At 42.1% G+C, this 13,147-nt stretch carries 12 protein-coding genes and 1 tRNA gene; 3 read left to right on the top strand and 10 right to left on the bottom strand.

All coding sequences use genetic code 11. The annotated features are described in order from the left end of the window. Positions 1 to 90 precede the first annotated feature (90 nt). From BLT94_RS07630 to BLT94_RS07590, 9 genes are all read right to left on the bottom strand, one after another. Entirely contained in the window at positions 91 to 2,181 is a 2,091-nt protein-coding gene (locus tag BLT94_RS07630) for an FAD-dependent oxidoreductase (RefSeq protein WP_092232318.1), read from the bottom strand. Between the two features lie 77 nt (positions 2,182 to 2,258). Next, entirely contained in the window at positions 2,259 to 2,834 is a 576-nt protein-coding gene (gene rsxA, locus BLT94_RS07625) for an electron transport complex subunit RsxA (RefSeq protein WP_092232316.1), read from the bottom strand. Positions 2,835 to 2,849: 15 nt separating this feature from the next. Continuing rightward, positions 2,850 to 3,458: an electron transport complex subunit RsxE gene (gene rsxE, locus BLT94_RS07620; protein ID WP_092232314.1), complete on the bottom strand. Its 609-nt coding sequence runs from the start codon at positions 3,456 to 3,458 to the stop codon at positions 2,850 to 2,852. Between the two features lie 28 nt (positions 3,459 to 3,486). Beyond that, positions 3,487 to 4,068: an RnfABCDGE type electron transport complex subunit G gene (rnfG, locus tag BLT94_RS07615; RefSeq protein WP_092232312.1), complete on the bottom strand. Its 582-nt coding sequence runs from the start codon at positions 4,066 to 4,068 to the stop codon at positions 3,487 to 3,489. Next, positions 4,061 to 5,029 (bottom strand): RnfABCDGE type electron transport complex subunit D, encoded by a 969-nt coding sequence (locus BLT94_RS07610; protein WP_092232310.1) that lies wholly within the window; start codon positions 5,027 to 5,029, stop codon positions 4,061 to 4,063. The genes rnfG and BLT94_RS07610 overlap by 8 nt, the downstream gene beginning before the upstream one ends. Before the next feature lie 14 nt (positions 5,030 to 5,043). Then, positions 5,044 to 6,306, bottom strand: coding sequence for a 4Fe-4S dicluster domain-containing protein (locus BLT94_RS07605; RefSeq protein ID WP_092232308.1), 1,263 nt, complete (start codon positions 6,304 to 6,306; stop codon positions 5,044 to 5,046). 78 nt (positions 6,307 to 6,384) lie between these two features. Continuing rightward, a complete protein-coding gene (locus tag BLT94_RS07600) occupies positions 6,385 to 6,750 on the bottom strand; it encodes a cytochrome c3 family protein (RefSeq protein WP_014956535.1) in 366 nt (121 codons plus the stop codon). Positions 6,751 to 6,852: 102 nt separating this feature from the next. Continuing rightward, positions 6,853 to 7,314: a SoxR reducing system RseC family protein gene (locus BLT94_RS07595; protein ID WP_014956536.1), complete on the bottom strand. Its 462-nt coding sequence runs from the start codon at positions 7,312 to 7,314 to the stop codon at positions 6,853 to 6,855. A gap of 32 nt (positions 7,315 to 7,346) precedes the next feature. Next, a complete protein-coding gene (locus tag BLT94_RS07590; protein ID WP_092232306.1) occupies positions 7,347 to 7,661 on the bottom strand; it encodes a hypothetical protein in 315 nt (104 codons plus the stop codon). Positions 7,662 to 7,807: 146 nt separating this feature from the next. Between BLT94_RS07590 and BLT94_RS07585 the strand changes: the two genes are divergently transcribed. The 3 genes from BLT94_RS07585 to dsrP all read left to right on the top strand — a co-directional run bounded on the left by BLT94_RS07585 (position 7,808) and on the right by dsrP (position 12,551). Beyond that, positions 7,808 to 7,883 (top strand) — tRNA-Asn (locus BLT94_RS07585). Between the two features lie 89 nt (positions 7,884 to 7,972). After that, the gene (locus BLT94_RS07580; protein WP_245743027.1) at positions 7,973 to 11,170 is read left to right on the top strand and encodes a BTAD domain-containing putative transcriptional regulator; all 3,198 of its coding nucleotides are present in this window, start codon (positions 7,973 to 7,975) and stop codon (positions 11,168 to 11,170) included. Between the two features lie 214 nt (positions 11,171 to 11,384). After that, positions 11,385 to 12,551, top strand: coding sequence for a sulfate reduction electron transfer complex DsrMKJOP subunit DsrP (gene dsrP / locus BLT94_RS07575; protein WP_092232302.1), 1,167 nt, complete (start codon positions 11,385 to 11,387; stop codon positions 12,549 to 12,551). Between the two features lie 46 nt (positions 12,552 to 12,597). Here dsrP and BLT94_RS07570 read toward each other — a convergent pair whose 3' ends face one another. After that, positions 12,598 to 13,116 carry a tRNA (cytidine(34)-2'-O)-methyltransferase gene (locus BLT94_RS07570; RefSeq protein WP_092232300.1) on the bottom strand — a complete coding sequence of 173 codons (519 nt, stop codon included), beginning with the start codon at positions 13,114 to 13,116 and terminating at the stop codon, positions 12,598 to 12,600. Positions 13,117 to 13,147 lie beyond the last annotated feature (31 nt).

Genomic DNA, 13,147 nt, shown 5'->3' with positions numbered 1-13,147 from the left:
TATGTTGTGATCCATAACAATAAAAGGGTATCTGTTCAGATACCCTTTTATTGTTATTATGCTATTTTATTTTAAATTACAGTATATAGTTTAGTTGGCTTTTGCCATTGGAAAATCAGTATCCGGGTTATAGCAGATCCTGCAGCAGTTCAAACATCTTTCCGATTCTTTGAGAGCCTGTTCTTCGGGCAGAACAAGATCAACTTCAATCATGGAATCAAGCCGCTGATCAACATGAATTTCCGGCATTTTTGCTCTGGGGCTCTTTTTGATTCCGTCTACTTTTGAGAAAATGGATTCAGGAATGTGCTTTTTCTGTAAAGAGTTGGGCACCGGCTCAACCGGTTCACCTTTCAGGTGCAGGTCAATGGACCTTGCAGCACGTCTTCCGCCGCCAATGGCCTCTACAACAAGGGAAGCTCCAGTAGCGGAATCGCCTCCTGTAAAAATATAGGGTATGGAGGCCTGAAGGGTTGCCGGATCATTATCAATGGTATTCCATCTGGTTATTTCCAGTTCCTTCATTCTTGTATGGGGATCAAGTTCCTTAAAAGAGGTTTCCGGGGCCTGGCCAATGGCTGAGATAATCATGTCCACATCCAGGAGGGTTTCAGAGCCTTCAATTGGTTCGGGGCGTCGTCTGCCGCTGGCATCCGGTTCTCCCAGCTGCATTTGAAGGTATTCAAGATGGGTGACCTTGTCGTTCTCATCACCAACGACCCTTGTGGGTGCGGCCAGAAAAACAAATTCAATGCCTTCTTCTTCTGATGCAACAATTTCAACTTCATTGGCAGGCATCTCTTTTCTGGTTCTTCTGTAAACCATGTACACTTTTTCAAGACCAAGTCTTAAAAGAGTTCTGGCACAGTCGACAGCAGTATTTCCACCACCTACAACCGCAGCAGTTTTTCCCAGTTTGATTTTTTCACCGCCTGCAATTCTCTGCAGAAAGTTAATTCCGGTAAAACAACCGTCCAAGTTTTCGCCTTCAATGCCAAGGGTATAATCCTCCCAGGCACCAACGCCCAGAAATACCGCATTATAGCCCGAAGCCATCAAAGATCCCAGACCGAAATCAATACCGAATTTAACGTTACAGAACGACTTGATGCCCAGATCTAAAATCCCCTGGATTTCCCAATCCAGAACTTTTTTGGGAAGCCGGTATTCAGGGATACCGTAACGGATCATGCCGCCGAGTTTGGGCATGGCTTCAAAAATATTGACTTCATGGCCCAGCCGTCTAAGGAAGAATGCACAGGAAAGCCCGGCAGGCCCGCCACCGATAACAGCCACTTTTTTGCCTGTATCCGGTGCGCAGGTAATGGGAATCCTGGATCCTGAATTCATTTCATAATCAGCAGCAAATCGTTTGAGCTGGTTAATGGAGACAGGCTCGTCTTCAATTCCCCTTCTGCACATGTCTTCACAGGGATGAGGGCAGACTCTTCCACAGGCCAGGGGCAGGGGATTTCTCAGACGGATGGTCTGGACGGCTTCTTTGTATTTGCCTTCTTTGATCTGATTGATATATCTTGGAATATTGATTTCAGCAGGACAAGTCTGGGCACACGGTGCCAGAGGTGCATGCAGCTGATTAAATTCCATGAGTTTTTCAGAAAGGGTATTTACCTGGATAATGTCTTTCGGGCATGCCTGCTGACAGGCACCACAACCGACACATTTGTTATCATCAACTACGGGAAAACCTTTGGGGCCAAGTTTGACAGCATCAAACTGGCACGCTTTTACGCAGTCGCCAAGGCCGATACATCCCACGCCGCAAACCCGTTTGCCTCCATACATGGCTGCCATGGCTTTACAGGAGGAAATTCCCATATAATGGTATTTATCATCTGCACGAAAACCGCCTTCACACATATTGTAAGATAACGGGCTTTCAGCACTGCCTGCATCCACCCCCATTATTCTGGCAACTTTTTCCACATCTTCCTTGCCTGATACGACACACAAAGAAGGTGGTTCAATGCCGTTTACAATGGCTTCGGCTGCGGCAGAGCATCCCGCATAACCGCAACCGCCACAGTTTGCTCCGGCAAGATTGTTTTCCACAAGTGCAATTCTTGGATCTTCATATACATAAAATATTTTGGATGAAAGGCTCAGGACAATACCGCAAAGGGCACCTATGCCTAACATGAACAATAAAGCTGGGATCATAATATCACCTTATATTTTGAAATATTCCATATCCTTGGACATGAATCGCCTCAGCCTCAGGACTATTCCAATTTGTTTTAAACCATTCCTTTAAAGGACATAAATGTCAATGCAATTATACCAGCTGTAACAAGGCCGATGGAGGTGTCCTGTAAGGGTTTGGGAACTCTTGCCAGGTTGATTCTTTCCCTGACGCCTGCAAAAAGGATAAGGGCAAGGCCGAAACCGACTGCATAGGCAAAGGAAGAAACAACAGCTTCAAGAAAAGAATACTCTTCTTTAATATTGATTAGACAAACACCCATGACCGCACAATTGGTTGTGATCAGCGGCAGAAAAATTCCAAGTCCTGCATACAGGGCCGGAATGCTTTTTTTCAGGAACATTTCCACAAATTGAACCAGGGATGCAATGACCAGGATAAAGGAAACCGTTCGCAAATATTCAACATTCAGCGCTTTTAACAGGTAAACATCCACTATCCATGTGATGATACCAGCCATGACAAGGACAAACACAACTGCCATTGCCATGCCCACGGCAGTCTCCATTTTTTTGGATGTACCCATAAAGGGGCATTGTCCAAGAAACTGGGCAAGGAGAATGTTGTTGATAAAAATACAGCTTATTGCAAGGACGAATAGATCACCCATAGTATTATCTCCTTTTTATTTTTTACCAATAAGGTTCATCATGCACAGCATCAGTCCAAGGCCGACAAACGCACCGGGTGCTTCAAGCATGAATTGGAAAGGAAGAAAATTGGCTCCCATTTCAAAAATCGGATTTCCGCCCCAGATGGTGATGGTTCCGTTACCTAAAAATTCTCTGACAGCTCCAAGAGCGGAAAGAGACATGGTAAATCCGATACCGATACCAAGTCCGTCGGCAATGGACAGAACAGGGCCGTTCTTGCTGGCAAATGCTTCTGCCCGGCCCAGAACGATACAGTTCACAACGATAAGCGGGATAAAAATACCCAGCTTCAGGAATAATTCATATGTATATGCCTGCATCATCAGCTCCACAATTGTAACAAAAGTAGCGATGATGACAATGAAACAGGCAATTCTGACTTTTGAGGGAATAACGTTTCTGAGAAGAGATATTAAAAGGTTGGAAAAAACCAGAACAAAGGTGGTTGCAACCCCCATCCCGATTCCGTTTTCAACCGATTTTGTTACAGCCAGGGTCGGGCAAAGTCCCAATACCAGCCTGAAAGGAGGTATCTCAGCCCAGAGTCCTTTGGTAAATTCTTTTGCTAAGGATTGTGCCATAGTATAGTTTCTCCTAAAGTAGTTCGCCTTATTTCATCTGTTTGACAATTTCAGGTTTAAGTTTCTGATAGATTTGTTTTGCCTGGATTGCCGCAATACTGAGTCCTTTTGATGTAACCGTTGCACCGGACATGGCATCAATTGAGCCGCCTTCACCTTTTAAGGCAAAATTTGTGTCTATTGCAAGGCCTGAAAATTGAGAAACAAAGGAAAGATCCTCTTTGGCCCTTGATCCAATACCCGGGGTTTCAGCATGGGTGGTTACCCGAACGTCGATAATTTTATCCGTATCCAGGTTTATGCCCACCATAAGTCCGATGGGACCGCTAAAAGCAGTTCCTTTTGTCTCAAAAGCAACCGCTTTTGAACCGTCGGCAAGAAGACTTGGGAAAACCTGCAATTCAATGTCGTCAGCTTTGATCGTAAACCTTTCCGCCAATGGATCATTGGTTACTTCCGGAAATATATCTTGAATGGCCGGTGCTTTCTGAAATTTCAAGACCTGATTTTCAATTTGAACCTCGGTTCCCGATTGAACCGCAGCCAGCAGTCCACCGGAAACAGCGGTCAATACTGTTAAAACAACAATCATACTAATCATTTCACGCATTGGTTACACCCTTTCCCAAAACTTTTGGTCTAATTGTGTCGATGAGGGGGTTCACAAGGTTCAATAACAAGATTGCCAATACAGTACCATCCTCATAAACACCGATGTTTCTCATAAGGATGATCATTACCGCAGCAAAAAATCCGTAAAGCAACATGGGAATCTTGTTTGCCGGTGAGGATGAATTCTCAGTGGCAAGGAAGAAGGCACCCAGCAGCGTATATCCTGAAAACAGATGGATCATTGGGCCGGCATAGGTGTCAGGGTTTGCCATGTTGAAAAAAAAGGCGCTGACAATAATGCCCACGATAAAGGAAACCGAAATTTCCCAGCGGATATATCCTTTTAAGATCAGGTAGATCCCGCCGATGATCAGGCCGAGCCCAAAGGTGGACCCGATGGCACCCACCTGCTTGCCCATAATAAGGTCACCCATGGGGAACAGATCTGCAACCGCAGATGCACCCTGGAATTTGAGGGCTGCCAATGGTGCCAGTGCTGTAAAACCAAATTCATAATTGACATATGCTGCATCAAAATCAAAAAAAGTTTTCCAGGAAAGCATCAAAAAGGCCATTCCAATAAGTGTCGGGTTGAAAGGATTTGCGCCGATACCGCCGAAAATTGTTTTTCCGATAACGACGGCTACAAATGTTCCGGTAATGACAAACCACCAAGGGGAGGTAGCCGGAAGCATCATTCCAAAAAGAAGCCCGATAACGGCAGCATCCAGATCGCCGATGGTGAGTTTCTTTTTGGACACAAGATTCATGATAAGTTCCCAGATCATGGCACTGGAAAGAGACAGTGAAAGTACACCAAAGGCTGGTGCGCCGAACTGAATAATCCCGAAAAGGATTGCCGGAATTGTGGCAATCATTATATTCAGGTTCATTTGAAAAAGACTGTCTCCATCGTGCCAGAAAGGAGCATGGGATACTGTTAATTTGTAATTATTCATTCGCAGTCTCCATTTCAAGCATCTGCTCTAAGTTTAAAAAGCTCATGTTTTCCAAGCCGGATGTATTGGAATATGGGTATCCTTGCGGTGCATACATAAGAACAAAGACCGCATTCAATACAAGACTCAAGATCATATTTGTCGGCGGCCTCTTCATACTGGTCCGCTTCAAGATATCGGACAAGGATGTTCACCGGAATATTGACAGGGCAGATCCGCAGGCATTTGCCGCAATTGACGCAGGGATTGTCGGATAATTCAGGTATTGTTTTTTTGTCTTGAATAATTACCGTATCCATATCCGGTTGGACAGGATGATGAGGGGTAAATGTTGAAAATCCCTTCATGGGTCCACCGATGATAATTCTGTCCTTTTCACTGACATTAAGGTTGAAGGCATCAAAAATTTTGCGTATCGGCGTTCCAATGGTTGCCTTGACCCTGTATTTAATTCCCTGTTTTCCAATAATTGTCAGAATCTTTTCAAATCCGGCAGATTTTGTTTTGTATGCTTTACCCAGAGAAACCGCAGCTTCGGCGCTGATAAAGCAGACCCCAATATCTTCCGGTGTTTTTCCAGGTGGGAGTGCCAAGTCTAAATGGTCTTTTAAAATCATTGCCGGTAAATTGGAAGGATATTCAATTGAGGTTTTCAATACTTGAATTGCATCAAATCCTCCTTGAATATTAATGTTTTCCGGGACTGTGACACACAGTTTTGTCACATTAGTTATGTCCTTTAAAATTTGGGCACCTTGTTTTAGCTCATCCAAAAATTTAGAGGCTACATACTGGTTGGTTGTGGATAAAAGATCTGTATCACCACAGGAAATGACAATGGTATCAATTCTTGTGTCATCATTTGCAAGCAGTTTCAGCGGCGGAGCCCCCGGCAGTGTTCTCAAGTATTCATCAGCAGAGGCAATATTATCTTTTAAATCATATGTTATCTGGTTTGTCTGGGTTTGATCATTTTTGATAACAAGATAAGTTGATGTGTTGCCAAAAACATCTGAATAGGTGTCTATGGTGTTAATGGTTCCTGATACAGGCGATATTGTGTACTCGGTGCTGTCAGTATAAAGATAGAGTTTTTCTCCCTTTTCAACAGTGTTGCCTTTTTTTATTAAAGCTTCTTTTGTGCTGTTAATGGGCTCATTTAATAATAAAATAAGGTTGGACGGAACAGGGATTAACTCAGGCTCTTTAGGATCCGGTTCCACAAGATCATAGTTAAGCCTTGGTTGGGTTAACGTGAAAAAAGATCGTTTAATCATAATAAGTCCTTGTTTTGTAAAAAGCTTAAATCATTCATTATATATAGTAAGATTTAAGATGTTAAAATCTTAAATTGACTATAATGAATGACACGAATTACATTCTACCGGACCTGCGCCAAGGTCTTCATGGCATCCCTTACACTGAGCATGAAATGCGTCAGCTCTCGATGGCAAGTCTTCATCACCTGTTTCTTCATGGCACTCACTGCAGTTGTAGGTTTCATCATCTTCAATGTTGTGATGGCAGTCCAGACAATCCTGGGTATAATCGTCTGAGTGTACCGAATGGGTGAATAAAACTTTACCGGCTTTGTTCTGAAACATCATCCTTACTGGATTTTCAGGTACAGGGGAGGTAAAAGAGGCATAGCATATAATCCCTGTGATCAAAAATATGATCATGATATATATGGCTATTTTTAGGTCTCGTTGTGATGTCATAATACTTCTCGCTTATTTTAGGGGTTACAGTTCATCCGACAAACCCACAACTAGGCAGCGTTTATATTATATTGCAGCTATATTGGCAAGAGAAAAAAAAATTTAAGGCATGGAACAAGCGGTTGGAATAACTTGTGATTTTTTTCTGACAAGAAAGGGTTTATACTCTTCTCGATTCGCAAGCGAGTTGTTTTTTTTTCGAATAAAATAAAAAGAGAGTCCAAAAAAGAAAAATCCTGAAATCATGGAAACAAGGGATGGATTCATTTGAAAATAGGGTGCAAGGCTATTGCCGATGACAGCACCGATGGTCAATAAAATGATGGGGAACACATATAAAAGAAATGTCAAAAAAAGAATGGGCTTTGTTTCCAATCCAATGATCACATGATCCCCTTTTTTAACATCAAGGGTGTTTTTAACTGTAACGGTGATCTCTTTTTTATTGTCTCCTGCTCCGCAGCTTTCCCTGGAAGCACAGGCCTCACAGGCACCGGATCGGGTTGTTGTTATCCAGGCAGTGGACTTGTCTGCATTTGTGACTATTCCGTTTTCAGTAATCATTATTGAATCTTCTTTATCTCAGGTAATTTATATCAGGCAACAATATTAACAATCCTGCTTCTTTCATAAGCCTGCGCCATATTTTGTCCTTGTTTGTTTTCAAGGGGCTGGGGCGCAGTTTGAGCTTGAGTTGTATCAGCTGGAATCGTTTCAGTGGCCATTTTTTTTTGAGCTTCCTGGGTAATGCTTACTTCAAAGGCTTTTGAGGAAGCACCGGTCTCTTTTTTATTGGGATTGGTCCCGTCAAGTTCAGTATTTTGATCTTCAGGTTTTGTGTTGTCAACCGGGGGGGCTGCATTCAGAGTGTTTGTATAGGCTGCTGAGCCTTGCAAGCTGTTAATATTCATAATGCTCCTTCCTTAGGTTATGATTGCCTTTTATTTTTCAAAGAATAAACCTGTTGGATACTGATGTCAATTTTTTTTGTTATTTTTTTATTGACAAAGAAAATTCAGTGGTATATACATTGCGAGTCTTCTTCGAAAGACGCTGCTCCCCAGTAGCTCAGTTGGCAGAGCAATTGGCTGTTAACCAATGGGTCCGCGGTTCAAGTCCGTGCTGGGGAGCCAACCAAAAAAATAAAGGCTTTCAGGCATTTTTACTGAAAGCCTTTTTTATTTTCTTTGTTTGGCAACAAGTTTAATTGACGGATCAAATCATGAATTTGTTAAATTCCAAACTCCAAACGCCCAGGCGTCGGCATATCCTCCACCGGGAAAGGCTTATCCGGTACTTTGAAGATATCCAACAAAAAAAAATTATTGCAGTAACAGCCGGAGCAGGATACGGAAAAACAACTCTTGTCATGGATGCCCTGGCAAAGCAGGGTGTTATTCCTGTCTGGTACCGGCTTGACGAGCAGGATACTGATTTTCCGGTCTTCATTTCATATCTTTATTCTGCGGTTCAACAACATTTTTCCGGTCTTAAAGATAATCGTACAGATGACAAGATGCCGATGACATGTTTAAAAAAAGACCATGATCTTTTACTTGAATGGCTGGCCTTTGTTGAACAAAATATCAACCAGCCAACCGTTTTTGTTTTGGACGATTATCATCTGGTACAGAGCAGTCAGCAGGTCAATCATGCCATTGAGTTTATTCTTAACCGTTTGCCGGACAACATTCATCTGGTTATCATTGGTCGGAAAAATCTATCTTTAAAATTGTCAACATTTCGGGCGCGAGATCAATTAATTGAAATCTGTGAACATGATCTGTCATTTACCTCCGGAGAAATTAAGCAGTTTTTTGCGGATTCTCTCATGCTGACAGATCCGTATATAGAAGACATCCTTGCCAGTACCGGGGGCTGGGCCGCAAGCCTGGTTCTTTTGCGGTATGCGTTTAATAAAAAAGTTCCCGGGGCTATTTCCAGACGGCTGGTCTCGTTCAAACAAAGTCCCCGTTACATTTTTTCATATTTAAAAGAAAATATTTTTGATATCCAGCCGGAACATATTCAAACCTTCATGATGAAAGCAGCCCTTTTGCCGGAAATAGACACCCGGCGTTTCAATGATATTTTTGAGATGGATAATCCGGATGCCATTTTAAAACAGATGATTGAAGATCATTTGATGATCTTTCCTGTGGATGAATCAGCTACTGTTTTTTATCTTCACCACCTGTTCAAAGAATTTTTGATCACCCGGTTGAAAGAGAATTTCACAGCAATTCAGATTGATCGGTTGCATTGCAGGATCGCACACAAAACTGAAGAAGATGATATTTTCCAGGCCCTTCACCATTTTATTGCCGGGCATGCATTTGATGAAGCCATACGGCTTATTGAATCTTATGAAATGAAATTTCTGATCAAAGGCAAAATTAACTTCTTAGGTCAGTGTCTGGAAAAAATTCCCAAAAAGATAATTGAAAAACATCCGAAATTGCTGCTGGCAAAAGCCAAACTCCATTCTTATTTTGGCAATTGTCGGCAGGCAATTGAACTATTGACCCGGGCATGCCGGTTGTCTAAAAATCAAGAATCCACGGAAGAAAGGGTGAAATGCCTTGTTGAACTGGGTTCCCAGTATTATGTTACAGGTCATGTCAAGGAAGCCAAGCTTTTGATGGAACAGGTACTCAATGAATTGGAACCTTCGTCCCCAACCTACATCATCGCAATGACATATCTGACTTTTTTATCATCTGTTTTAGGTGAGTTTGAAACAGCCGGAACTTACTATAAAACCGTCCGGGAAAAGATGGAATATTATCCTGATTTTGAACGTCTGACATCAAATGCGTTGATCAATACCTCTTATACCTATACACTTTATATCAAAGGAGAATTTGAGCCGGCCCAACAGGTTAACAAAAGACTGTTAAAATCTGTTCTTGAACTTAAGCTTACCCCATGCCTGCCCCTTGTTTATTATCAACTGAGTGCTACTGGCTTCTTTTTGGGAACATTTGAAAAAGGGATAGAATTTGCAAAAAAAGGCATTGAAATCTGTGAAAAGATATCCCTTCTGGACAGCAAAAAGGGATGGATCTATATTGCCTGGGCCCAGAACTGTCTTGGACTTGGGAAGTATGATAGGGCAATCGAGCTGATCAGCTGCGGCATTGAATTGTTTGAAGATCCGGGAAATCGATGGGCCATTGCCAATGCCTTGGATTGTCTGCACCTGGTTTATCTTGCCCAGGGAAAAATTAAACTGGCCGAACAAACGTTAAACAAGGCCCTGGATATTATAGAAGGGTTTGAACTGACGCTGACCGAAGGCATCCTTAATAATAGTTGTGCCAATCTTCTGAAGATCGAAAAAAAGTATCAGCAGAGTCTTGACTGCCTGGCGTATGCCAGGCCAAAGCTTGATGGAGCCGCATTTTATGTGTTTAACAACCACCTGTTGACAGCCGGATCTTTTTTTGAACTGGGCCGGAACAAACATGCAATAAAACATTTATCAACTGCCCTGTCTTTGTCTGAAAGTAAGAATTATGACCGATTTGTTGAAAAGGAGCGAGAATGGCTGATTCCACTTTTAAACGGACCGTTGTTAAAGCAGATTCCGCTCAAACAAAAAAACCATGCCTATTTGAAACAGCTGTTTAAAAATCATATAGTAAAGGAACCGCCTTTATTGGACATCAAGTTGCTGGGGTACTTTGAATTGAACATTGGCAAAAGGGTTGTCCCTCTATCTCAATGGAAAAGTTCAAAAGCCCTGATGATTTTAAAATATCTTGCTGCCAAAAGATGTCGGGGATTTATCCCAAGAGAGATGCTCATTGAAATTCTCTGGCCCGATGAAAACCTGCAAAAAACAGGCAGCCGGTTTAATATGGCCATGAGTGCTTTGCGCAAAACGCTGGAGCCTGATCTTTCGCCCAAAGCACCGTCCACCTATATTGAGCGGAAAAAAGATACATACAGGCTTTATGGCGATAATAGAATCCGTATTGATACGGAACAATTTTTACACCACTATCATCTTACAAAAAATAAAAAATTCCCCCCTGCAAAAGCCCTTGAAACATATCTTGCGGCCCAGTCAGTTTATCGGGGACCCTTTCTTGAAGAGGATCGCTATGAAGACTGGTGCTTTCAAATAAGAGAAGTGTTTTCTAGTGATTATCTTAAAGTGCTTAAGGCCATCGTGAGCATTTATGAAACTCAAAAAAAATTCAATAAGGCTATCCTGTACGCCAGAAAAATACTGGAAGCAGATCCCTTTGAAGAATATGCTTTTAAAAAACTGATGATTTTTTACGCCCAATTAGACAACCTGCCTGAAACAAAAAAAATTTATACTTTATATAAAACAATGACTCAGCAGATAGCTTGCCCTGTCAGTTCTGATGTAAAGGATCTGTATAACCATCTGAATCAGGCCTCCTGAATAAACAGGGTTAAAAAAATCTGTCAGACCAGTCCTTCAGTTTAGTCAAAATTTAGTCCTCCAGGCTATACTATTTCAATATTTAATTTTTTTATATGAAAGTCTTAAAAAATTCACACAGAGACTTTCAATTTTTGTTGTGGACAAATCTGGGTGAAAGACCAAATTTGCCCATAGCAGTTATATGATAACGCCAATAGCCGGGAGGATAATTATGCTTGAACTTGCTTTAAAAGGTAACAGGACTTATTGGATATGGATGGCAGGATTACTGGCTGTCATGGGAGCCGGTGCATTCTATTATGCGGATCAGCTTAAATACGGATTGATGGTAACCGGTCAAAGCCGTGATGTATCATGGGGTTTTTATACTGCCCAGATGACTTATTTTGTCGGTGTGGCAGCTGGCGGGGTGATGCTCGTGCTGCCGTATTATCTGCATAACTATAAAAAATTTGGTAAAATCACGATTTTGGGTGAATTTTTAGCTGTTGCGTCCATAGTCATGTGCCTGCTTTATCTTCTGGTTCACCTTGGGCAACCCATGCGGGCTTTAAATATTTTTTTATATCCAACCCCTGGTTCCATGCTTTTCTGGGATGGCAATGTCTTGTTTGGATATCTTGTATTAAACATTATTATCGGATGGAATGTTCTTGAAGCGGAACGTAATGGCTCCTCTCCGCCGGTATGGATCAAGCCGTTAATTTATCTGTCTATTCCTATGGCTTTTTCCATTCATACGGTTACCGCCTTTATTTATTGTGGCCTGCCGGGAAGAGGCTTCTGGCTGACAGCTGTTTTAGCTCCAAGATTTTTAGCCTCTGCATTTGCAGCTGGCCCAGCCATCTTGATCCTGTTGTGCATGTTTGTCCGGAAAATGACCCAATTCGATCCAGGTAAAGAGGCCATCCACACCCTTGCCCTGATTGTTGCCTATGGTCTTATCGCCAATGTTTTTTTTCTTTTCTGCGAAGTGTTTGTGGTTTTTTATTCAGGGATTCCATCCCACATGGATCATATCAAATATCTGTATGTCGGTCTGCATGGCCACAGTGTTTTAGTGCCCTGGATGTGGACTTCGGTTTTTTGCATGGGACTTGCCATTGTTCTTCTGGTCATCCCGAGGACAAGAAAGAACAGTGTTATCCTGTTTTTTTCCTGCATCCTTGTTTTTGTCGGCACTTGGATTGATAAAGGTCTTGGCATGATTGCCGGTGGATTTGTGCCCTCGGCCCTGCACCATGTCACAGAATATGTGCCCACAATGCACGAACTTATTATCTCAGCCGGTGTGACTGCCATTGGAGTGTTTATTTTGACCGTATTGTTTAAGATTACCATCAGTATAAAGGTGTATAATCAGTCAGAAAAAATATAAGTATAATACAGGGTGCATCCCACCTATAATGGTGTGACCGGAATGGTCATAAAATGCTTTTCCGAACTTTTCCGTGAGAATGGTGTAAGCCGCCCTCGGTCTTAAGCCCGGCGAAAGAGTGTTGCCGCATTACCTCATAACTTATGATCGCAACGGTGTTGGCCAGATTTAAGGATCTGGTGTTAGCAAACATTGGTATTCGTACGCAGAAATCTTGATTTCCAAGCAGCATTTCGACCGGCAGACCCACTGATTCCTTGCCGAAAATAAGGTAGACTTCAGCTTCATAACAGAACTGATCGCATCTTTTATTGGCTTTTGCCGAGATAAATACTTTCTGTCCCTTTGGGTTTTTTGCAAGGAAATCCGCATAGTTTTTATAATATTTAACATTAAGCTCTTTCCAGTAATCAAGCCCGGCACGTTTTAAATATTTATCCTCTATGGAGAATCCCAAAGGCTCTATCAGATGCAGAACTGCACCCATGGCATTACAGGTTCTGCCGATATTTCCGGTATTCTGAGGTATTTCCGGCTCTAATAACACAATATTTAACTTAACCATTAATGCACCTTTTTAAAAAAAATGAAATTAC

Source organism: Desulfobacula phenolica, assembly GCF_900105645.1.
GTDB classification, from domain to species: domain Bacteria; phylum Desulfobacterota; class Desulfobacteria; order Desulfobacterales; family Desulfobacteraceae; genus Desulfobacula; species Desulfobacula toluolica.
The sequence above is the reverse complement of the archived record's forward strand: the minus strand, read 5'-3'. Positions and strand labels throughout refer to the sequence as shown.